The sequence below is a fragment of the uncultured Phocaeicola sp. genome (assembly GCF_948499155.1).
In the GTDB taxonomy this organism is placed as follows: Bacteria; Bacteroidota; Bacteroidia; order Bacteroidales; family Bacteroidaceae; genus Phocaeicola; species Phocaeicola faecalis.
In genome coordinates, this window is record NZ_CAOOSE010000016.1 from 24,073 (window position 1) to 44,912 (window position 20,840).

Genomic DNA, 20,840 nt, shown 5'->3' on the forward strand with positions numbered 1-20,840 from the left:
TTGATACTTTCGGGCATAAAAACAAAAAAAGTAAGATTTGCTGTAGTAAACTGAATTTAATACCTTTGCAGCGTTTATAGCAATGATGCTTTAATCTGCGAGGTCATACCTCTTGTGCGGTGGTGCTTCAAAAGCTGTAATCTTTAATGGTAATTCAGAACTGCCTTCGAAATTCATTTTCGAGGAAAGGGAGAGAAGTATCATAAAAAGGATGCAGTGATAAAAGCTCCATTTAATATTTGTAATTATTCTAACATTAATGACAGAAACGAATTCCACTGAAGCAGAAAAGGTGGACGAAACTCCTTGGTACGCTATTCGTACCTTTAATTGTCAGGAACAGAAAGTCGTTGATTTCTTTGAAGGTGAATCACTTTACAGTTTTGTTCCGATGATGGATTCCGGCAAAGTGGTGGTGAAAGAGGGACAGAAACCGGAGCGTATATTGGTTCCGGCAATTCATAATCTAATCTTCTTAAAGAAAACGGCCTATAGAAAAGAGATAGCTGAAAAATTAGCTCGATGTCCGATACCGATTAGTCCTCTGAAACGGGAAACCGATTCCGCTTTCTATGAAATCCCTGCTCGTGAAATGCTGGAAATGCGTATGCTTTGCGACCCCCGGTTCAATGCTCTCATTTTTGAGTTGCCCGAAAGCGGTGACATCACGGTTGGGCATGCAGTACGTATTTTGTCCGGTCCCTTTAAAGGCTTTACCGGGCGGCTTATCAGAAAAAGCAAGAAGTATTATTTCGTTAAAACAATAGCCGGTATAGGTGTGATGGTTCGCATCTCCCGTTGGAATTGTGAAACCTTATAAAAACAATAGCCATTTGGAACAGATAGAAGAAAAGAGTCTGGAGGAATTACTGTCCTGTGCAGAAAAATACTCTTCTTTGTATATGCTGATTTATACCGGTTCACCCGAATCAAAACCTGGTGAACAGCGTATGTGTCAGTCATATTTGAATGATATTTTCGTGCAGTTGGAGTTGCGTTATGCACAGGAGACAGACATAGAGCAACGTGCCCGCATCATCTGTGGCCTTTTCCGGATTATTCGCGAAACTATAGCCGTGGTTGACAGTGAAAAGGAACACCGTTGTTATCAGCTGTGCCATCACCTGCTCACCGATGCCTTAAGTCATTCGTTTGCCAGCGCTTCAGTCATGAAGTGCATTGCCGATTATCTTTACACTTGTGCCGACGAAGAAGATGAGCGCTTCTATAAGTTCTATCTTTTCCACCTTGACAACTGGACAAAAGAATGGGATGAGAAAGGCGGTTGGGAAGGGATAACGGCCGAAGAAGCTGATGCCCGCCTGGAGTTGATAGACATGAACTCCTATATGATGATAGGTGATTTATGCATTAATTTAATATAAATATCTACGAGAATTCTTGAAGCCCTGAAATATTTCGTTTACATTTGAATTATATTTTATAAGGTATCAGCATACAAAAAACATGGAAGAATGTTCGAGAATATACACATAGATCATTTTCGAGGCATAAAATCTTGTCAGATAGATGGGTTGGAGCAGGTCAATTTGTTCTTTGGAAAGAACAATTGCGGTAAATCCTCTGTATTGGAAGGACTGTTTTTATTATCCGGCCAATCAAATCCCTCACTGCCAATTACAATTAACAACATGCGTAGTTATTTTCGATTTTCGGAAATGGATTTTGGTATAGACTTCTATAACCTTAATACTGCTATCCCTATTGTTATTTCTACGGGCGGTGCAATGAAACGCACGTTGAAAATATCTCTTATACAATCGAAGGGTAATGAAGTTTCTCTGAATAGTTTGGTAAACGAAACCTCCTCTGTGGCAACGAAATATTATGGATTGACATTGCAGTATACCCTTGGTGATGATGGCAATACCATCTACAAATCAGAGATTATACTCAAAGAAGGAGAGGAAGGTAAAGGAAAGACCAATATAGACAAACGCTATCATGAACATGTCTTTTCCCAATATTTCCCCTCAAACTCGATGGGTATTTCTGTCCAGACCAAGTTTGCCAAAGTCGTAGAAAACAAGCAGGAAAATAATATATTGAAAGCTTTACAAGTCATAGAGCCAAAGATTCTTGATATACAGTTGGTCGGAAATGAGTTGATGGTTGATATTGGTCTTCCCCAGCGTTTGCCTATCAATGTAATGGGAGATGGCATACGAAAGCTTTTATCTATTATTTTGTCTATTTATGAAAGCAAGGATGGCATACTTCTTATCGATGAAGTAGACAACGGTTTTCACTATTCCGCCATGAAACCTCTTTGGAAAGCGGTTTTGCATGCGGCTAAAGAATATAATACCCAAGTGTTTGTTTCCACTCACAATATAGATTCTCTCAAAGGTTTGGTGGCTGTTTTGGATGAAAATGATAATTATCGTCCAATAGTATCAGCTTTTAAACTAATAAAGCATCCTACCGATGAGGTGAAAGCACTGAAATATGGGTATGAGGAAATGGCTTATGCCATTGCACAAGAAATGGAGATGAGATGATAAAGATTTTTATTGAGGCCGGAAAACCATCTACTTCGGAGTATGTCTTTATCAAGACTCTGGTAACCCGCATTCTTGACATAGACTCCGGCAAATTTAAAATAGAATGTGTAGACGGTAAAGACAATTTAGATAAGGCAGCCAATATATTTAAGACAAACAGCGAAGAAGGTGGAATTAATTTAATAGTGTTTGATGCTGATTTTCCGGCAAACAAAGGTGGCTTTAAAGTGCGGCAAGAGTTTTTCTTTTTCCTAACCATAATGATGACGGTGATTTTGAATATTTGCTGGAACAGTTGACTCAGTCAGAACGTCATAAACTTTTTTTCGATTGCTTTGGAGACTATGAAACCTGTTTGGGAAGTAATTATCTGACTCCTAATAGAAAAGGAAAGTTGCATACTTATATCAGTGCAATGCCTATGAGTAAAACCAAGCGCGATAAGTTGGGGCAAGGAGAATGGCAGTTTGAAAATACAGATTATTGGGATTTAAATAAACCTTATCTTGACCCATTGAAAGAATTCTTTTTGCATTGGATAGAGTAGACTGAGTTGTATTTTGGCCAAAGTGAAGATACAGAAAATTTAAACTATGCTTTTTTTAATAATTAAATATATTGTTGTAGCTTTGATTATTGCGTATTTCACCATTGTATTGGCTAGACGCAAAAAGGTTGATATTGAACTGAAAGGAGAATTTCTTGAACATAAATTGCAAGCTTATGTAAGAATTCACACATTTCTTGTCAAAACACAAGATGTGATAGCTTCTCCTATTTATTTAGAACACTACTACCAAACCCTTATTAATGGTACACCATTCAAGATAGGTGATCAGAAGATGGAATACTCATCATTCTTCAATTCATTTGAAAAGTTTGATGCATATCAAAAAGAATTGAAAGATATTATTTCAAGGAATAGCATTTATCTGGATTATTCCTTAGAAAATATACTGCTTGAAATGCAATGTTGGATAGAAGATATCCATGATATGTTGTCAGCTTTTATAAAAACAGAAAGAGATGGCTCTTGGAAATTTAGTCAGAAACAACAAGAAGATCATATTAATTTGGCATGTCAGATATTTGGTATAGTACTTCAGAATGACATTAATAATTTTTCTCACAAAATAAATAACAAGTTGGCTCGAAGACTTCAGCATCCTAGACTTGGTAAATGGTATCATGAGTCTTGCTTTGATAAGTTCTTGTCAAAGTTATCAGAATATTGCGAGAAAAGAGCAGACGGAAAATCAAATAGGAAAAAGAGTTTGCTGCAATTATTTTATTTGTATATATTACATCCGGCTTATGGATGTTCACAATTCAATAAGTATCCTTCTTTTTTAATAGTCGTATTGGCTTTCATTCATTGGTCAGATAAATATACTCGTGATGAATTTGATGAGTTGGAGCTGGAAAAAAGAGCTGTTATGATTAATGGATTCCACAAATGCTTTATAAAATACTATGGTTGAAACGATAAGATTATTGGCAGACATTTTTAAAACAATGCCTGAATATTTTGGCAAAGGGCTTATGGAATTAACAATTCTTATTGTTGGAGGGTTGATTGTAGGATGGTTCTCTTCTACCATTTTCGCCCGAAAAGCGGAAATTGCTGAAGTGGAGGGTACTTTGTTAAAGAAGAAATTGGCAATTTTCGAGGACCTAGCTTGTAAACTTGAAATGTTTAGAGAGCAAGATATGTTACCGCTCTCGGTTACTCAAGGTGCCATAGCTATTCTAAATCAAAATGGATATAAAATGGAAGACAGCAGTCCAGTTCCAATCATGAAGATATTTAAAGAAGCTAAACGATTAACCGACACATTTCTTGAATTTGATAGATATGTGGTTGCTCAAAGAATCTATTTTGATGATGAAACTAACAGTCAATTGATGATATTTCAAAATTACTTTGCTTTCTATCGTCGTATGATTGTCATGTATGAAGAGCACTTTATTGATAAAGGAATTTCTTTGGAAAATCAGGCTGTGAAAAAATATGGGGATTTGTTATGTATTGAACTGGGGTTGCTTCTGCAAGAAGAGTTCTCCGAACAAATAGATAAGGTCTTGTCTGCTATTAAGATAGGAGTGAATAACCTGAGTTTTAAACATCGCCAGACAGTTTTCTATGGGAAAAAGTATTTTGGAGAACAAGGTGATGTGGAAAAGGCATTAGGCAATACTTTAGTTCTTAAAGATAGAGAAAATATACAGTGTATTATTGCTTGTAATATAGCTCTTGGTATGATGACAGGAGAACCGGTTGCATAATTAGGAATGGAGACATTGGAAAACTGTTGGAACGGATTGTCCGAAGAAACATGGTTGGGCATTTTTACTATATGCAAGGTCTTGATACCGGGTATCATTCTTGCACTTTTTACGGCATATTATCAAAACAGGAAAAAAAGAGAAATTAAAGTAGAAGGCAAAATTGCTAAGTTACGAATAGAGGCATATCAAAAGATAGCTTTTACATTCAGTAAAATCTACGAAACGCAAAGTCCTTCATTAAAGGAAGAAGAAGCTGCAAAGAAGATCTTAAGTGGTTTTGATTTTCCTGATATGAATATGGATTATTCATCTGTTTTTGAAAATGAAAAAGAATTTGATAATTTCTATTATGCATTGATGCAAGTTGGACAGGAATATGGCATCTACCTTGACTATCCTACGGCGCAACAACTAAAGAATTCAATAGCGGTTTTTACACATTGTAAGCTGTTTTTAGATGCATTTTGCGATACGGAACATAGACAAACGAAAAAGGATATGGCTTATATGCTGATGGGGATAGCTCTCAAGAATGAGATAAATCGTACTTTTCTAGAAATGGAAGAGGTGCTGGCTTTGCAATTGCAACATTTACGGCTTACTTACAGAAGTTATTGGTGGCAGAGGCTTAAATATACAGTCTCAAAACCTTTTCTGCGTATAGCAGATACTTATCTCACAGATTCTTCTTGGAGAGGATATATTAGCCAATGGTTTTTGCTTAAGATTTTTCAACAACGACATAAGGCTATTATTTGTTATCTTTCTGACTTTATCCAAATATTGGGATATGTTCATGTTTCCGATAGATATTCTCCCGAAGAATATTTTAATAAGGACGAGAATGAGCGTATGAATTTGAATAAAGATTTTTTTGTTAATTATTTCGCACAGCTACATAATGGATAATTTTTTTTATTGAGATATGCTTTAAATTGAGTATTGATGAGTAATTTTTAATCATGTCAACAAGAGAAGAACAATGGCAAATCAATTATGAAAAGCTCAAGGAATATATCTTGGAGCATCATCATCTGCCCGACAAAAAGAAGGTAGAACACAGAGGCTTGCTCAATTGGTGGAAATATAATATGAAACTCATCAAACAAGGCAAGATGAGCGCTGAAAAGGAAAGCATGTTGAGGGAACTGGGGAATATGAGAGAAAAGCAGGCGGTTTCTTTTTGGGAATAGTAAACGTTCTAATCCCATTCTATCATTCGCTTTTTCAGAACCCCGATACCAAAGTATCATCTCCGCAACCCGGTCTTTGGTCTCTAAATAACATCGTCCTTTTTGACGTTATTTATTAGGAAATCGCCTTGTGGTGGCTTTCCTTGGAGTACACGTCAAAATTGGACGCTAACATGGTAAGAACGTGTACCTGTTCCCTTTCTGCTAATCTTTCTGAAAAGCATTTCTTTTCTTTGTTTTTTTGCACAGAAATACGGATATTTGCTGTCGGAGGAAACGAGAAGTGAAATTAAAAAATAAATGAAGTTATGGGATATGCAGTTGATGCTAAAAATAGGAACGATGTGGTTGAGGCTTTTTGGACGTTACTGAAACCGCTTAGTGCTGATGTGCGCGAAACATTGGGACACAGATTGTTAAGCTCTGTAAACAAAGCGAAGGATGTACAGATGAATCCAATGGAAGAAGGTCTTGCCGGTCATGTTACGCCTTTTGTCATGAGTTTGGGGGTGGATATGAATCTTTCTGCTGACTATGATGAAAAAGCGGAGTATCAGAAGTACTTGGAACAGAAATATCGGTAAGGCATGAAGAACGAATAAATAGAGTGATATGATAAAAAAAGAGGAAAGCGTTTGATACCCTTTCCTCTTTCCCAAAAACGATTCACCGTCAGATGCTGCGGTGTTCCGCTTCCACATCAAAGCAAGAACAAAGAATGATAATGAAATGCCGGCCGGCTAAATGCAACTTTGTATGCCTATGGCGCTGGCTATGGCGGTCGCCACAGCAATGATAACTTTGAGGATGATACCCCAGTTGGATTTTCTTTTCTGATTTTCCATACGAATAAAGTTTAGCGAGTGATACATTAAAGTTCCGGTTCGTTTTTGGGCTTCAGCAGGTCTGCCACGGCTTTTCCTTCCTTTTCGGCGCGTAGTGCGGCTGCTTGTGCGGCACGGCTGGCTACCGGCTGGAACTCCAGTGAACCGAAGATGGTTTTCAAGTCCTCACCGGGAATATACTGGATGTTTACCCCGGTGATGCGGGCGGCGGTAAAGTCGGCCGGGTTGTCCGCACCTTCACTGATAATCTGGAGACGGAACTTGCCCAAGTCGCCAAAGTCTACTTGCTTGCCTTCGGTGAGGGCTTCCAACAGATTGTCTACGGTAGCGGTGAGGACGGCCACCACATCGGCGCGGCTCACGGTGGTCTGTGAGGAAATACGCTTGCTGAGTTGTTTCAAGGTAAGCTCTCCGTTTATTTGAGCTGTGGCGTAAGCCTTGGGACTTGCAGCCTTTTCCTGCGGATTGGGACGTAATGCAACACTGTAATTTAATGCCATAATGATTCTGTTTTTTAATGGTTTATATAAATTGAACATGACAAAGATAACACTCCGTAAAGGGGAGATTGTGAAGGGGCGTAAACAGGCATGAGGATGTGTGACACACTGTGGCAGAAGGTGAAATAAAGTGAATTAAAGGCTTCGGATTATTTCTATATATGGACTATTTTCATTACATTTGCTATGAAGATAAACGATACGAAATCATTAATCTACAATGAGTAATTGATGATTTTAAGTTAGAATATTATAGTAAAAATAGTAAATGTTATGAAGGAAGAAGAAACGTATTTGGGCGAATGGCCGGTGAAACCTTATTATAAACGTGATTTGGCGGTGGGGTATGCCCCCGATATTACTCCTGTGGCGGCGTTGAACCGTCTTTCCGCCTGGATACACCATCACAAATTGCTCTATTATGCTTTGCTCGATTCGGGCTATGTGGAGAGACAGCGTATTTTCAATGCAGTGCAGGTGGAATTGATTTTCCATTATCTGGGAAGGCCGGGATAGGCGGTCGGATTTTGCGGCTGTCGGTATGGCAAATCACGTTAGTACGTGTAGGCTTATGCATACGTATGTATCGCCCCACACGTACGTACGTATGAGGCGATGCCACCGTATGTGTAAATTAGGCATTATCCATTCTCATCCGTTACTGCATTCTTCCTCGCTCTCGTGCTCTTCGTAGCGTCCGCAGGGCTGGCGGGTGTAGTACACGGTTCCTGTGCGGCACAGTTCCTGGTCGCGCACTTTCAACACATCCAGACGGGTGAAGGCACGGTTGGGTTCGTTTACGCGGGTGATGGAAAGAATGAAATCGGCCAGGTTCGCCCAGTTTGCACTGCCCGATATGGTGTACATGTTGATGTCCTCCATCTCGTTCTTGCCATCTATCTTCTTCAGGCTGCGCGGATGCGCCACAATGATTACCCAGATGTGGTGTTCACGTCCCCACGATTGGAACCGGGTCAGCATCGACTTGATGCTCTGGGTCTCGGTCTCGGCTTTTCCGTTTTGCGCCTCTACAAAAAGATAGGGGTCAATGACCAGATATTTCAACGGTTGCCTGCGGCGCACCAGGTCGGCCCGGTGCAGGATGTTTCCGGGGGTGGGCGGCACTTCGTGCATATCCAGATGAATCATGTGAGTGTTCAGAAAATCAATATAGGGCGTCAGTTGCTCGTCGGTATAGTCCGTGGTATTGGCTTTGCCCAGCAGTAGGTGTACCAGGTGGGCGATATGCTTGTCCTTGTCCGGCACCTCGAAGGAGAGGTAGCACACAAAGCGTTCCGTGTCGCGCATGATGCGGCTGGTCAGGTCGTTCAGAAAATCAGTCTTTCCGCTGTTGGGCATTCCGGTCATGATAATCAGGCCGCCCGTGTCGGTGGGGTGGAAAATGCGGTCGGTCAGCGGTCCGTAGCCCACGCTGTAGCCGTGGTCGTATTTGCCGTGCAGCACGTCTATCACTTCCTTCCTGCGCTGTTCCACGGTGATGATATCGGTGGTTTGGCAGGCACAGGCATCGTCAATGACGGTTCGCACCACTTCGGTGCCGTAGAGCTTCATCACGTCGCCTATGTCCTTGCATCCTCCGGGCAGGATGGTGAAAAGGCAGCGCGCCCCGAAGTAGTCGGAAAGACGTTTTACCAGTGTGCGCCCGGGCAAGTCGGAGTCACCGCAGATTACGATGTCCTGCACCTGGTCCAGCCAGGGGATGAAGGCCTCGAAGCATTTGGCCAGGTCGGTTGCCGCTCCCGATGGCACGCTGATGACATGGCGGTATCCCGCTTCCATCAGTATCAACGCGTCTTTTCCGCCTTCCACGATGATGAGGCGGGGGATGATTTCCTCTTCCACCAGCAGCGGGTTGATGCAGTCAATGTTGTAGGGTGCGCATGGCGTGGTGGGCGAGTCCTGGCTCCAGAATTTGCTGTACGCGATGGGTTGTCCCTCTTCGGGAGATGGCGACTGGATGGGGCTGCATGAACGGTATTTGGCATTGACGGGACGTCCGTCTACGTAGTTCACGTAGGCGATGCAGGGAAAGACGGTGGAAGCCTGTTCGCGTTTGTCCTCACTGTCCTTGGTGATGCAGTAATGACGCAGACAGCCGATGTGTGCTGCAATGGCGGTAGCGAGGGAGATGCCCTGGTCGGCCAGATAACGGCGTGCCGCCAACTGGTCGGGGTCCGTACAGTCGGGCGACTCGTCCAGCGGTTTGATTTTTTGCAGCACGGTGGGGGCGAGGACTTTGTAGTCGCCCGGCAGCATGGGCACTTCGTTCACAGCGTTTTCCGTATGCCGGTTGTCCTGCGGGCGATATGTCGCGCCATTCGAGGGCGAATCCCCTTTGCGGTAAGAGAACATAGGTCGGTTGTCCTTGCAATAATCGGTCAGGATGCCATTGAAGTCGCATCCCGCATAGAAACAATGATAAAGTCCTTTGGCTTTTGAGATATACAGATGCATGGTGCCGCATTTAGGGCACCGGACGATGAAATTCTTTCCCGCATTCTTGCGGTCGGGAAAGTCGGAGAGAGAGTAGTAGGGTTTCATTTGAATTAAAAATTAAGAATTAAAAAATAAGAGACAGATGCCGGGTAACCGATACGGATTAGCCCATCCATTCGTTGGACAGTATGTTCCAGATGGAGGTGTCGGCAGGTCGTGGCGGTGCCTCCCGCGGTATTTCCACCTTTCCGTCTATGGGGTCGTCATAGTAACGCAAATCCTTGTCGGGGTCCTTCCATTCGAAGGGCGAGATGGGGCGGAATGCACGGAGCTTCCTGCGCTTTTCCTCCAGTTCCTTGCTTCGTTCGCTTTCCATCCGGGCCACGGCTTGTTCCAGCAGTGACTGTCCGTGGCTGGTCTTCATGAGGTTTTGCAGCCAGATGATTCTTCCCGTGTGCGGGTGGCGGGCAAAGCGGGGGTCAGCGTCAAAGTGCGGGATGAGAAATTGGTTGACCAGGACAATGAGTCCTTGCAACGCCCTTGGGCGGCTGTAGTGGTGAAGGGCAGCGATTTTGTTGATAATCGGTACCAGTACCTGCTGCTTGTCTTTGGGCGTGGTGTTGAGCCGGTGGAAGAAGTCCTTGGCAGGCGACGATGAAGAATTTCCGCCGTCAGGCGTTTCCGCAGGAATCTCCGCAGGAGTCTTTTCGGCATCCGTTCCCTTGGAATTTTGCGCTTCCTTTCCGGCGGAAACTCCCTTACGGGAATCCTCCGGAGGATATATATTATTTATATTATATAATATATTACTATAAAAAGCAGAATCCTGCGCAGAATCCTGCGGTGTTTTCTGCGGTGAATCCTGCGGTGATTCCATTGGATTTCCATCCTTTTTGCGATACCATAACGGTGAGTAGAATGCGATGACCTTGGTGTGTGTCTCATCCCAAATTATTCCGAATGATTGGCAATTTGTAACAGCAGTCACCAGTGCCGATGTGTACGAAAATCGGAGTGATAACCGGATGTCATAGAAATTACAGAGCGGATAGATGCCTTCGGGGGTCATGTATGCCGACATACCCAAGTAGAGGTCCAGTAACTTGGTGATGGTGGGGTCGTTTACTCCCCGTTTTTTCCATTGGTGAATCATTTTCTGCACCTCGCTGATGGAGACGCTTTGTTTCAATGCTTTTATAGCCATGTGTGCTTTGTTTTTGTAATAATGACAGCGAAGTTACAAAGGAAAAAATAGAGTCGTCTGTCCACAGTGGACAGACAATTTCAGAACGGTTAGTATTATTAACGATATTTAAACATAGAAAAAATGAAAGACAGGGATTTTTCAACGGAAAAGTTGGCTGAGAGCATCAAAACTCTTAGAAAGGCCGGTGGTGTCAATGTGAAGGAATTATGTAAATCCATCCACATGACGGAACGCAGTTACTACAGGGCCCTTAATAGCAAAGTGACAATCTAAATTTGTATGCTCCTATCATGCATTTCTTGGTAGAGAACTATGGCGACTGCGGACTGGACAAGGAGATAGAAGCGGTGAAAAGAGAGTGGTGGAATGTGGTGATGAAGAATTCGTGGGAGTATGCGGTAGAGGAGAAGAAAGATGAAGTGGAGGAGTTACCTATATGAATACATTTAAAGACTTGAAAATAGCAGTGGCCGGCACAGGCTACGTGGGCTTGAGCATTGCCACCCTGTTGGCACAACACCATGAGGTGAAGGCAGTGGACGTGGTGCCCGAAAAAGTGGAAAAGCTTAATAGCAGAATTTCACCGATACAGGATGAATATATTGAGAAATATTTGGCGGAAGAGCCACTGAACCTGACAGCTACCCTTGATGGTCGCGAAGCCTACCGGGACGCCGACTTCGTAGTGATAGCTGCTCCCACCAACTATGATCCGGTAAAAAACTACTTCGACACCTCCCATGTGGAAGAAGTGATTGACCTGATATTGGAAGTGAATCCCGATGCCGTGATGGTTATCAAGAGTACCATTCCTGTGGGCTATACCCGTAATCTTTACGTAAAGTATGCCAAAAGAGGAGTTAAGAAATTCAACCTCCTTTTCTCACCTGAGTTTCTTCGTGAAAGCAAGGCGTTGTATGACAATCTTTATCCAAGCCGGATTATTGTCGGTTATCCGAAGATTATTGACGCACCGGAATTTGCAGAAGAAAATGAAGCAATCAAGACAGTGACGGATGTTGACAACATGAAAGAAGCGGCGAAAATCTTTGCCGCCCTATTGCAAGAAGGAGCTGTCAAAAAAGATATTGATACTCTCTTTATGGGTATGAAAGAGGCAGAAGCCGTGAAACTGTTTGCCAATACTTACTTGGCTCTGCGTGTAAGCTATTTTAATGAATTGGATACATACGCTGAGATGAAAGGTCTTGATTCAAAAGCGATTATTGATGGTGTTGGTCTTGACCCGCGTATCGGCACGCATTACAATAATCCGTCCTTCGGATACGGTGGCTACTGTCTGCCCAAAGATACCAAGCAGCTTCTTGCCAATTACGAGGATGTTCCGGAGAATTTGATTGAAGCCATTGTGGAAAGTAACCGTACTCGCAAGGATTACATTGCAGATGCGGTGTTGCGCAAGGCGGGGTATTATAATGAAAACAGCAACTACGATGCTGGTTGCGAGCATGCTTGTGTAATAGGCGTGTATCGCCTCACTATGAAGTCTAACTCTGATAACTTCCGTCAAAGTGCTATTCAGGGTATCATGAAACGTATCAAGGCAAAAGGTGCCGAGGTGATTATTTATGAACCGACATTGGAGGACGGAACCACATTCTTTGGCAGCCGGATAGTAAATAGCCTTGATACTTTCAAACAACAGAGCCATGCTATTATAGCGAATCGCTATGATGGTTGTTTGGAGGATGTGAAAGAGAAAGTTTATACTAGGGATATTTTTGGAAGAGACTAATGTTTGTATGTTAAAATATAAATCTATTTCAATTGTTTGTGCTTTGATAATCTAAATAGTAAGTCCTCAAATTAGGGTTATAAATAATAGATGTGTATACCCCCTTTAAAGCAAACGGTTGGCGTCCAAAAATGATGCATTGCTTACCCGTTGGTAAAACTAGAACTTTGCAGACATTAACTCAAAAGCAAAGTATATGTATAGATGCTAACAACAAAACAAGATAATCAATGAACTTGTCCCACGTAAAAACCTCCCCTGCTCGTAACACTTATTTTGATGTCCTCAGAGGAGCGGCCATTATTGGCGTTGTAGGTATTCATACAATACCATCAGCTATTGACTATAATAGCTTGATAGGATTTCTTATGGTTGCTCTTCGACAGTTTATAGGTTGTTCGGTACCTTTATTTGTTGCAATCTCAGGATATTTTCTAGGCCGGAAGAAAATAGGCAATTGGTCTACCTATTTTCATTTCTTGAAAGATAGGCTTTGGATTATTTACTTCCCTATGTTAATATGGTCATTTCCAGACTTTATGATGCGATTGGGTGATGGAGGCTCTGCCTTACATTACATGATGAGTTGGCTGACTGGCAATATTCATGTTTTCTACTTTGTCATGTTGATAATGGAGTGTTACATGGTTCTCCCTTTATTAACAAGTATTAACAGGGGGGGTAATTGTAGCAGTATTTATTTCTGCATTGTTTGTTACTTCATTCACATATATGAATCATTTTGGGCTTGAAAATATTCCAATGATTGTCTATGGTTCATTACCATCTTTCATAGGCTTCTTCTCATTTGGCTGTTATGCAGGACAATGTGGATATGATATTTCACTACCTAAAATATTACTATTGATTTTTATTATGCTTGGTTGGAGTGTTGCAGAAACCTATTGGTTTCATGATTATGGGAATCCTTCGCGGGCGTTAGGATTTAAACTAAGTGTACAATCATATTCGTTTGTGCTTATTGTATTTCTTTTGTCAAAAAATATAGTAAAACTCAGTTGTACATCGATTGCTGGATATTGGCTGGCCCAAGTTGGTTGTCATTCATTCACGATATATTTGACTCATATGCTAGTCTTGCACATTCTGAATATTTGCGGACTTACTACAAATTTTTGGTTAATTGATTGGACTATTCTTCTAATAGTTGATTTACTTGTGGTAAAGATACTTACTTTCATTCCAATAAAGGTACATAGATATTTAGGTATCAGATAAAGGGTCTTTAATATGACCTGAAGGATTACACAAAGATTTCTTGAGCTAAATTAAAAAGACTTAACTTATTTGCTGAATTGCAGAGTGACAGATAGATATTTAGAAAGGGAATATAATTAAATGGCGAAAATTTTATTATTAGGTGGAACAGGTGCAATGGGTATGCATCTTGTTCAATTATTGACTAACACTGAACATCATGTTGTTGTAACTTCTCGACGTTCTCGGCAAGGTCATGATAACATAACATACGTCTTGGGAAATGCTCACGATGACATCTTTTTGAGGTCTTTACTGAAACAAGGATTTGAAGTGATTGTTGATTTTATGGTCTATAATACACTTGAATTTCAGAAACGTTACTCACTTTTGTTAGGTTCTTGTGAACAGTATGTATTTATCAGCTCTTCTAGGGTATATGCAAATAGTGATTCTCCTATAACTGAATCTTCTCCACGTTTGCTAGACACATGTACTGATTCATTATATCTTCAAACTGATGAATATGCTTTGACAAAAGCTAGGCAGGAGGATTGTTTGTTTAATTCAAATAGCAACAATTTCACTATAGTTCGTCCCTATATTACTTATGATAAATATCGTCTTCAATTGGGGGGTATGGAAAAAGAATCATGGGCATATCGTGCATTAAAAGGTAGAAGCATAGTATTTTCTTATGATATTTCTTCTAAGTATACGACTTTAACCTATGGTCATGATGTTGCTCGTGCTATTGCCTCTTTGTTGGGGAATGAATCGGCACTAGGGGAAGTTTTTCATATTACTCAACCCTATTCTTGTACGTGGCAGGAGATATTGGAGATCTATCTTCATACATTGAAAGAAAAATTAGGTAAGGAACCTAACGTCTACATGACAAGACAAAGCCTTTATATTAAGTACCCTAATAAAAAATGGCAAGTAGAGAAAGATAGACTTTATAATCGATTTTTTGATAATAGTAAAATCAATCAATATATAGATACTACGACTTTTCTAAAACCGTCTGAAGGACTTCGTATGTGTTTGACCGAGTTTATAGATAACCCTTTATTCAGTCAACCTTATCTTCGAGATGAGATTATGAAAGATAAATTGACTGGTGAGTATACCTCTATTTCAGAATTTAGTAGTATTAAAGTGCAATTGAAGTACCTTATAGGAAGATACTTCATGCCTATATCAAAAATATAATTATGGAACAAATGTTTTACACTGTAGAGAGAAGTCAACAAATTGTTATATCACTTCTCAAACAATATGGAATAAGAAAAATAATTACTTCTCCTGGAGCCACTAACATTACGTTTGTAGCTAGCGTGCAGCATGATTCATGGTTTGAATTATATTCATCTGTTGATGAACGTTCTGCTGCTTATATGGCTTGTGGTATGGCTGCCGAAAGCGGTGAGCCGGTTGTATTAACATGTACAGGAGCTACAGCGTCTAGAAACTATGTGCCTGGATTAACAGAAGCTTATTATAGGAAACTTCCTGTTTTGGCAATTACTGCCACTCAGGATGAACGAAGAATAGGACATTTGGTGCCCCAAGTGATTGACCGTAGTAATATTCAGAATGATATAGCGGTATGTAGTGAACATATTCGGGCTAGTTTTGATAAGGATGATGAGTGGGACGCAACAATACGTGCAAATCGTGCCATACAAGCTTTATGGCACCATGGTGGGGGGCCAGTTCATATGAACTTACAAACCACTTACAATAGAGATTTTTCTGTTAAAGAACTACCCAAGGCCTTAAAGATACCGCGTTATACATTTGGGGATAAATTACCAGCTATTGAAGGAAAAGTAGGAATTTTTTTAGGTGCCCATACGATTTTTACACCTCAGTTGACAGAACTTGTTGATAAATTCTGTACTAAATATGGTGCGATTGTATTTTGTGACCATACAAGCAATTATCAAGGTGCATTTCGAGCAATGTTTGCATTAATAGGAACTCAATCTATCCACCGTTGTAATGTAGGGACTATGGATTTGCTAATTCATATGGGTGAAGTTTCTGGTAATTATGCTGGTAGTATCAGTGCTTGCAAGAAGGTTTGGAGGCTAAGCTCTGATGGAGAATTACGTGATAAGGTTCATAAATTAACTGCTGTGTTCGAAATGTCTGATGAAGATTTCTTTGAGCAGTATACTCATGATTATGATGGTGTAATCGCGGTAACAAATTCTTGGATGGAACAATATAAAACTGAGTACAACCTGCTGTATAATATGATACCTGAATTACCTTTTAGTAATATTTGGATGGCTCAACATACCATAGGAAAACTACCCAAGAATTCTTTTCTTCATTTAGGTATCTTGAATTCTCTGCGTTCGTGGAATCTGTTTGATTGTCATAGTTCAATTTACGGTTCCTCAAATACAGGCGGATTTGGTATCGATGGAATTTTGTCAACGGTGTTGGGAGCCTCTTTAGTTCATCCGAAGCAACTTCATTTTTGCGTTATAGGCGACTTGGCTTTCTTTTATGATCTTAATGCTGTCGCTAACCGACATGTTGCATCCAATATTCGTATATTAATGGTCAACAATGGGAAGGGAACAGAATTCAGAATTTATAATCATCCTGGAAATGCTTTTGGCGAAGAGGCTGACGAATTCATTGCAGCTGCAGGCCATTACGGTAATAAATCGCATAAACTGGTTCGACATTATGCAGAAGATTTAGGATTTGAGTATCTTACAGCTTCTAATAAGGAAGAATACCTCAGAGTGATGGAACGTTTTATCAATCCTGAACTTACAGATCGTCCGATGCTGTTTGAAGTGTTTACTAAATCTGAAGATGAAAGCCAAGCGCTCTATGAAATCAATCATTTAACACCTAACAAAGAGGATGTTATAAAAATAAAAATGAAAGAAATATCTGAAAAAGTATTGTCTGAAAAGGTGGTGAATAGTTTAAAAAAGATTATAAAGTAATTATCCATGAAAGTAAATCAGATTAAACTAGGATCTGTTCTCTCATATATTTCTATAGGCTTAAACGTGTTGGTAGCGTTGCTTTACACACCTTTTTTACTTCGCATGTTAGGCCAAAATGAATATGGACTATACTCTCTCGTAGCTTCAGTTGTTGCTTACCTTACGGTGCTTGATTTAGGATTTGGAAACGCTATAGTACGTTACATTTCCAAGTACAGAGCAGAGAATAAGTTAGAGGAGCAATCAGAACTATTAGGCATGTCTATGATTATCTACTGTGCTATAAGTATTGTAGTCATAGCTTTTGGTGTATGTTTTATATCTAACATTTCGCTGTTTTTTAATAGTACGTTGACTCATGATGATATTGAGAAAGTAAAAGTAATGATGTCATTACTTGTCTTTAATTTGGCCTTTACATTTCCAATGAGTATTTGGGGAGCTGTTCTTACAGCTTATGAGGAGTTTGTATTTCCCAAGTTAATCAATATAGTTCGTATTATTTTAAATCCATTAGTTATGATTATCTTGTTATGTTATGGCTATAAAGCTATAACTATGGTAATTGTACTAACAACATTCAATATATTAACGCTTTGTATCAATGCGTGGTATTGTAGAAAGAAGGTTTATATTCGATTTAAGTTAGGAAAGTTTCGTTGGGATATGCTTCGCGAAGTTTTAATATACTCTTTTTGGATATTTCTAAATTCTATCATGGATAAGATTTATTATAGTAGTGGGCAGTTTGTTTTAGGAATGTTTAGTGGGGTCTCTGCTGTAGCTGTTTACGCTATAGCTATCCAGCTACAGCATCTTTATATTACGTTAAGTAGTGCAATAAGTGGCATGTTTTTACCAAAGATTACAGCTATGTATGCAAAAGGGATGAGTGATAAATCAGTATCTGATTTATTCATTAAGGTCGGTCGTGTCCAATGGTTTATTATATTACTTATTTTATGCGGATTTATTCTTTTTGGGCAAAAATTTATTCTTTTATGGGCAGGTTCTGATTATGTAGATGCTTATTGGATGACACTTTTGCTTTTTATTCCCAGTGCAATTCCTCTAATACAATCATTAGGGATAGTTATTCTTCAGGCTCGTAATAAGATGCGATTCCGTTCTTTGTCATTTTTGTTTATTTCTATTGTTTGCATGATTGCATCTATACCATTGGCAAAATTATATGGTGGTATTGGCTTTGCTTTTGGGACCTCAATGTCTATTATATTGGCCCAAGGAATTGTAATCAACATCTATTATAAACGAAAGATACATCTTGATATATACCGTTTTTTCATTCAAATAGCAAGAATGTCTATCGCTCCAGTTCTACTTACTATGGTTTGGTGGTTTGGATTGCATTATGTTCAGTTTATAGACTCCATTTTTAATTTGATTCTTTGGACTGTTCTTTTTGGAATGACTTATATAATCGTTTCCTATTATAGTAGTATGAATAATTATGAGCGGGAGTTAATTCTCTCAGTAACAAAGAATATAAAAACTATCATAAAATGAAAATAGGAATACTCACACTCCCTATAAAGACAAATTATGGTGGAGTCCTTCAGGCATATGCTTTGCTGACAATCTTAAAAAAATTAGGTTATGATGCATGGTTTATCAAACGTAGATGGAATAGTGAGCGGCAAAGTTGGTTACATAAAAAAGCAAAAGGTTTTTATCACGCCTTTCTTATTAGGCGATTCAATATTTTTATCAATCGCTACATACAGCCTCAAACAGAAGTCATTGATACGGAAGCGAAGGCTCAGAGTTTATTGAATAGAGGCTTTGATGGCTATGTGGTAGGCAGTGACCAGGTATGGCGTATGAAGAATGTATGGGGGGCGGGGTATAATTACTTTCTGGATTTTACTGCTGACCTACCTGTGAAGCGTGTTGCCTATGCAGCATCTTTCGGCGTGGGGTATTGGGATGATGCTCACCCTGAGTATTCCATCCCTGTCGTGAAAAAACTTCTCTTGAAGTTTGATGGTATCTCGGTGCGTGAAAATACAGGTGTCACTTTATGTAAAGATACATTTGGTGTTCATGCCGAGCATGTACTTGATCCTACCCTTTTGTTGAAAAAAGAAGATTACATTAGCAATTTGCATCTGAAGGTTACTGCTTCTCAACCTTACATAGCGGTATACATTCTTGATATGACAGATAAAAAGCAAGCCTTTTTGGAAAAGATTTCCGTAGAACTTGCTATGCCTCTGCGATTCATCAGTGAGGGAAATTCTGTATGGAAGAAGCTGTTGCCTTATTCTATGCAGGAATTGGTAAAACCATCCATTCCATCATGGATTGAATCAATAGCTAATGCTTCGTATGTTATCACAGATTCATTTCATGGTACTGCATTTTCAATCATCTTCGAGAAACAGTTCCTCAGTATAGGTAATGTTGCTAGAGGTTTGGATAGATTTCTGTCCATCCTTCAAGTTTTGAACTTGGAGAATCGTTTGTTATGTGACTTGAATGTTGTGCCTTCCATCAATGAAATCGACTATCAGGAAGTCAATGAAAAGTTGGCTGAACAATGTGAGCACTCTATTAACTTTATCAAATCAAACCTTCATGTTTAAATATTTTTGTCGCTTACATCTAAGCAGACCAATCAATCTATTTCTTATCATCGAGAGTCTGCTAGTTGTTTGGCTATCCTTTTTGCATACATCCGGAGCAATGTTTCCGGCTGCCGTTTGTATGACAATCAATGCGTTGTTGTTTTTCTTTGTCTATGGGAAAATCAGTTATATTACTGAATCTTCTGTTACGAAAATATTTTGTGCAATGGCACTTCTGTCTATCCTATCATTTAGCAATTATTGGGGGAATAGTCGGTTTACTGGAGGATTATTCTTTGGTTGTAGTGACTTTCAGTTGTTTTGCTACTCATTAGTATGGTTGAACTTATACCTCTTTTATTATGTATATATTAGGCGCTATCGAGACATCAAGCTAATCTATATCTTTGCCATTCTATTTTTTATTTTTGGAGTTATCAATAATTTCCGTGCATATACCTATTTCCGGGTTGTAAATAGTAGCATGATACAACACCATTATTACTATTTTCCATTAATGTGTTTGCCTTTATTGTTCTTAAAGGCAAAACCTGTAATGAAGTATCTATTGATTCTCATAGTAGTACTTTGTACCGTTTTTGCCTTTAAGCGTGCGGGCATTTTTGTGAGTGCAGCTATCTTGATGGTCAATATCATCATTGATGCAAGGTTTAAGTTTAAACGCCTCATTGTGTATTCTTTGATATGTGTCGGAATTTTTGCTACAACATATTCCTTAATGGAGAATAATGAGAACCTTCTCCGACTTGAACAGAGAATGAATAACATTAGTGAAGACAAAGGAAGTGGTCGCTTAACCAACTTGAAAGGAGTATTTGCAGAAATGGAGCGGGCTTCTATTGAGACCCAATTGATTGGAAACGGTTTTATGAGCTTTATGGCTAAGCATCGTCGAATGGTAGATAACGAGATAGGGTCAATGCTCTATTATTTTGGATGGGTAGGGCTGGCTATTTATGGTATCATGCATGTTATTTTGCTGAAACGTATTTTATTCATAGCCAAGCATCCGAACCCGGAAATACGTCGTTTTTTATCCTCGTATACTTCTTTTTACGTTGTCGTTGCCATATATACCATGGCTGGTGAATTCTTTACGTATCATTATCTGTTTTGTATGTTTTTTATCTATGCGGGAACTGTGGAAGGGCTCATTTCAAATAAACTCTATGGCTTTACAAATAACCTCTTAAACAACCTCTATGGCTTTACAAATAACCTCCCAATTAAGCAAACGAATCGTACTGCTTAATTCTCTAT

At 39.8% G+C, this 20,840-nt stretch carries 24 protein-coding genes; 20 read left to right on the plus strand and 4 right to left on the minus strand.

The window, feature by feature from the left end; genetic code table 11:
- Window positions 1–259 precede the first annotated feature (259 nt).
- The 10 genes from QYT14_RS12035 to QYT14_RS12080 all read left to right on the plus strand — a co-directional run bounded on the left by QYT14_RS12035 (window position 260) and on the right by QYT14_RS12080 (window position 6,591).
- A complete protein-coding gene (locus QYT14_RS12035) occupies window positions 260–820 on the plus strand; it encodes a UpxY family transcription antiterminator (protein WP_288325522.1) in 561 nt (186 codons plus the stop codon).
- Window positions 821–833: 13 nt separating this feature from the next.
- Complete coding sequence (locus QYT14_RS12040; RefSeq protein WP_237040186.1) at window positions 834–1,385, plus strand: hypothetical protein; 552 nt, start codon at window positions 834–836, stop codon at window positions 1,383–1,385.
- A 90-nt stretch (window positions 1,386–1,475) separates the two neighbouring features.
- Window positions 1,476–2,522 (plus strand): AAA family ATPase, encoded by a 1,047-nt coding sequence (locus QYT14_RS12045; protein ID WP_288325523.1) that lies wholly within the window; start codon window positions 1,476–1,478, stop codon window positions 2,520–2,522.
- The gene (locus QYT14_RS12050; protein ID WP_288325524.1) at window positions 2,519–2,824 is read left to right on the plus strand and encodes a hypothetical protein; all 306 of its coding nucleotides are present in this window, start codon (window positions 2,519–2,521) and stop codon (window positions 2,822–2,824) included. Before QYT14_RS12045 ends, QYT14_RS12050 begins: the two co-directional genes overlap by 4 nt.
- A 56-nt stretch (window positions 2,825–2,880) precedes the next feature.
- A complete protein-coding gene (locus tag QYT14_RS12055; protein WP_288325525.1) occupies window positions 2,881–3,072 on the plus strand; it encodes a hypothetical protein in 192 nt (63 codons plus the stop codon).
- A gap of 46 nt (window positions 3,073–3,118) precedes the next feature.
- A complete protein-coding gene (locus tag QYT14_RS12060) occupies window positions 3,119–4,006 on the plus strand; it encodes a hypothetical protein (protein ID WP_288325526.1) in 888 nt (295 codons plus the stop codon).
- Window positions 3,999–4,811 (plus strand): hypothetical protein, encoded by an 813-nt coding sequence (locus tag QYT14_RS12065; RefSeq protein WP_288325527.1) that lies wholly within the window; start codon window positions 3,999–4,001, stop codon window positions 4,809–4,811. The genes QYT14_RS12060 and QYT14_RS12065 overlap by 8 nt, the downstream gene beginning before the upstream one ends.
- Window positions 4,812–4,817: 6 nt before the next feature.
- Window positions 4,818–5,723, plus strand: coding sequence for a hypothetical protein (locus QYT14_RS12070; protein WP_288325528.1), 906 nt, complete (start codon window positions 4,818–4,820; stop codon window positions 5,721–5,723).
- A gap of 53 nt (window positions 5,724–5,776) precedes the next feature.
- Window positions 5,777–6,007 carry a helicase associated domain-containing protein gene (locus QYT14_RS12075; protein WP_288325529.1) on the plus strand — a complete coding sequence of 77 codons (231 nt, stop codon included), beginning with the start codon at window positions 5,777–5,779 and terminating at the stop codon, window positions 6,005–6,007.
- A 308-nt stretch (window positions 6,008–6,315) separates the two neighbouring features.
- Window positions 6,316–6,591: a hypothetical protein gene (locus tag QYT14_RS12080; RefSeq protein ID WP_288325530.1), complete on the plus strand. Its 276-nt coding sequence runs from the start codon at window positions 6,316–6,318 to the stop codon at window positions 6,589–6,591.
- A gap of 156 nt (window positions 6,592–6,747) precedes the next feature.
- On the opposite strand, the gene QYT14_RS12085 is transcribed toward QYT14_RS12080, so the two are convergent.
- Entirely contained in the window at window positions 6,748–6,852 is a 105-nt protein-coding gene (locus tag QYT14_RS12085) for a smalltalk protein (RefSeq protein ID WP_237040239.1), read from the minus strand.
- 26 nt (window positions 6,853–6,878) lie between these two features.
- Window positions 6,879–7,352 carry an HU family DNA-binding protein gene (locus QYT14_RS12090; RefSeq protein ID WP_288325531.1) on the minus strand — a complete coding sequence of 158 codons (474 nt, stop codon included), beginning with the start codon at window positions 7,350–7,352 and terminating at the stop codon, window positions 6,879–6,881.
- 273 nt (window positions 7,353–7,625) lie between these two features.
- Here QYT14_RS12090 and QYT14_RS12095 point away from each other — a divergent pair, with 273 nt between their 5' ends.
- Entirely contained in the window at window positions 7,626–7,868 is a 243-nt protein-coding gene (locus tag QYT14_RS12095; RefSeq protein WP_237040178.1) for a DUF4248 domain-containing protein, read from the plus strand.
- A gap of 135 nt (window positions 7,869–8,003) precedes the next feature.
- Here QYT14_RS12095 and QYT14_RS12100 read toward each other — a convergent pair whose 3' ends face one another.
- Both QYT14_RS12100 and QYT14_RS12105 read right to left on the minus strand, forming a co-directional pair.
- Window positions 8,004–9,914: a toprim domain-containing protein gene (locus QYT14_RS12100; protein ID WP_288325532.1), complete on the minus strand. Its 1,911-nt coding sequence runs from the start codon at window positions 9,912–9,914 to the stop codon at window positions 8,004–8,006.
- Window positions 9,915–9,972: 58 nt separating this feature from the next.
- Window positions 9,973–11,013, minus strand: coding sequence for a hypothetical protein (locus QYT14_RS12105; RefSeq protein WP_288325533.1), 1,041 nt, complete (start codon window positions 11,011–11,013; stop codon window positions 9,973–9,975).
- Between the two features lie 123 nt (window positions 11,014–11,136).
- Between QYT14_RS12105 and QYT14_RS12110 the strand changes: the two genes are divergently transcribed.
- The 9 genes from QYT14_RS12110 to QYT14_RS12145 all read left to right on the plus strand — a co-directional run bounded on the left by QYT14_RS12110 (window position 11,137) and on the right by QYT14_RS12145 (window position 20,832).
- Window positions 11,137–11,289 carry a hypothetical protein gene (locus QYT14_RS12110; protein WP_237040175.1) on the plus strand — a complete coding sequence of 51 codons (153 nt, stop codon included), beginning with the start codon at window positions 11,137–11,139 and terminating at the stop codon, window positions 11,287–11,289.
- Window positions 11,290–11,291: 2 nt separating this feature from the next.
- Entirely contained in the window at window positions 11,292–11,456 is a 165-nt protein-coding gene (locus QYT14_RS12115) for a hypothetical protein (RefSeq protein ID WP_288325534.1), read from the plus strand.
- The gene (locus QYT14_RS12120) at window positions 11,453–12,772 is read left to right on the plus strand and encodes a UDP binding domain-containing protein (RefSeq protein ID WP_288325535.1); all 1,320 of its coding nucleotides are present in this window, start codon (window positions 11,453–11,455) and stop codon (window positions 12,770–12,772) included. Before QYT14_RS12115 ends, QYT14_RS12120 begins: the two co-directional genes overlap by 4 nt.
- A gap of 230 nt (window positions 12,773–13,002) precedes the next feature.
- On the plus strand, window positions 13,003–13,524 hold the full coding sequence (locus QYT14_RS18880; RefSeq protein ID WP_353886563.1) for an acyltransferase family protein: 522 nt from the start codon (window positions 13,003–13,005) through the stop codon (window positions 13,522–13,524).
- Between the two features lie 607 nt (window positions 13,525–14,131).
- Complete coding sequence (locus QYT14_RS12125; protein WP_288325537.1) at window positions 14,132–15,205, plus strand: epimerase; 1,074 nt, start codon at window positions 14,132–14,134, stop codon at window positions 15,203–15,205.
- 2 nt (window positions 15,206–15,207) lie between these two features.
- Window positions 15,208–16,968, plus strand: coding sequence for a thiamine pyrophosphate-binding protein (locus QYT14_RS12130; RefSeq protein WP_288325538.1), 1,761 nt, complete (start codon window positions 15,208–15,210; stop codon window positions 16,966–16,968).
- A gap of 6 nt (window positions 16,969–16,974) precedes the next feature.
- Window positions 16,975–18,498, plus strand: a complete 1,524-nt coding sequence (locus tag QYT14_RS12135; protein WP_288325539.1) for an oligosaccharide flippase family protein — start codon at window positions 16,975–16,977, stop codon at window positions 18,496–18,498.
- Window positions 18,495–19,577, plus strand: coding sequence for a polysaccharide pyruvyl transferase family protein (locus tag QYT14_RS12140; protein WP_288325540.1), 1,083 nt, complete (start codon window positions 18,495–18,497; stop codon window positions 19,575–19,577). Before QYT14_RS12135 ends, QYT14_RS12140 begins: the two co-directional genes overlap by 4 nt.
- Window positions 19,513–20,832, plus strand: coding sequence for a hypothetical protein (locus QYT14_RS12145; RefSeq protein ID WP_288325541.1), 1,320 nt, complete (start codon window positions 19,513–19,515; stop codon window positions 20,830–20,832). Before QYT14_RS12140 ends, QYT14_RS12145 begins: the two co-directional genes overlap by 65 nt.
- Window positions 20,833–20,840 lie beyond the last annotated feature (8 nt).

Excerpts from the sequence above, each read along its gene's own strand:
- QYT14_RS12070 (WP_288325528.1), top strand. The coding sequence starts at position 4,818 with ATGGAGACATTGGAAAACTGTTGGAACGGATTGTCCGAAGAAACATGG.
- QYT14_RS12130 (WP_288325538.1), top strand. The coding sequence starts at position 15,208 with ATGGAACAAATGTTTTACACTGTAGAGAGAAGTCAACAAATTGTTATA.
- QYT14_RS12080 (WP_288325530.1), top strand. The coding sequence starts at position 6,316 with ATGGGATATGCAGTTGATGCTAAAAATAGGAACGATGTGGTTGAGGCT.
- QYT14_RS12110 (WP_237040175.1), top strand. The coding sequence starts at position 11,137 with ATGAAAGACAGGGATTTTTCAACGGAAAAGTTGGCTGAGAGCATCAAA.
- QYT14_RS18880 (WP_353886563.1), top strand. The coding sequence starts at position 13,003 with ATGAACTTGTCCCACGTAAAAACCTCCCCTGCTCGTAACACTTATTTT.
- QYT14_RS12035 (WP_288325522.1), top strand. The coding sequence starts at position 260 with ATGACAGAAACGAATTCCACTGAAGCAGAAAAGGTGGACGAAACTCCT.
- QYT14_RS12145 (WP_288325541.1), top strand. The coding sequence starts at position 19,513 with ATGAAAAGTTGGCTGAACAATGTGAGCACTCTATTAACTTTATCAAAT.
- QYT14_RS12045 (WP_288325523.1), top strand. The coding sequence starts at position 1,476 with ATGTTCGAGAATATACACATAGATCATTTTCGAGGCATAAAATCTTGT.
- QYT14_RS12050 (WP_288325524.1), top strand. The coding sequence starts at position 2,519 with ATGATAAAGATTTTTATTGAGGCCGGAAAACCATCTACTTCGGAGTAT.
- QYT14_RS12120 (WP_288325535.1), top strand. The coding sequence starts at position 11,453 with ATGAATACATTTAAAGACTTGAAAATAGCAGTGGCCGGCACAGGCTAC.
- QYT14_RS12065 (WP_288325527.1), top strand. The coding sequence starts at position 3,999 with ATGGTTGAAACGATAAGATTATTGGCAGACATTTTTAAAACAATGCCT.
- QYT14_RS12140 (WP_288325540.1), top strand. The coding sequence starts at position 18,495 with ATGAAAATAGGAATACTCACACTCCCTATAAAGACAAATTATGGTGGA.
- QYT14_RS12135 (WP_288325539.1), top strand. The coding sequence starts at position 16,975 with ATGAAAGTAAATCAGATTAAACTAGGATCTGTTCTCTCATATATTTCT.
- QYT14_RS12090 (WP_288325531.1), bottom strand. The coding sequence starts at position 7,352 with ATGGCATTAAATTACAGTGTTGCATTACGTCCCAATCCGCAGGAAAAG.
- QYT14_RS12100 (WP_288325532.1), bottom strand. The coding sequence starts at position 9,914 with ATGAAACCCTACTACTCTCTCTCCGACTTTCCCGACCGCAAGAATGCG.
- QYT14_RS12060 (WP_288325526.1), top strand. The coding sequence starts at position 3,119 with ATGCTTTTTTTAATAATTAAATATATTGTTGTAGCTTTGATTATTGCG.
- QYT14_RS12105 (WP_288325533.1), bottom strand. The coding sequence starts at position 11,013 with ATGGCTATAAAAGCATTGAAACAAAGCGTCTCCATCAGCGAGGTGCAG.
- QYT14_RS12125 (WP_288325537.1), top strand. The coding sequence starts at position 14,132 with ATGGCGAAAATTTTATTATTAGGTGGAACAGGTGCAATGGGTATGCAT.
- QYT14_RS12095 (WP_237040178.1), top strand. The coding sequence starts at position 7,626 with ATGAAGGAAGAAGAAACGTATTTGGGCGAATGGCCGGTGAAACCTTAT.
- QYT14_RS12075 (WP_288325529.1), top strand. The coding sequence starts at position 5,777 with ATGTCAACAAGAGAAGAACAATGGCAAATCAATTATGAAAAGCTCAAG.
- QYT14_RS12085 (WP_237040239.1), bottom strand. The coding sequence starts at position 6,852 with ATGGAAAATCAGAAAAGAAAATCCAACTGGGGTATCATCCTCAAAGTT.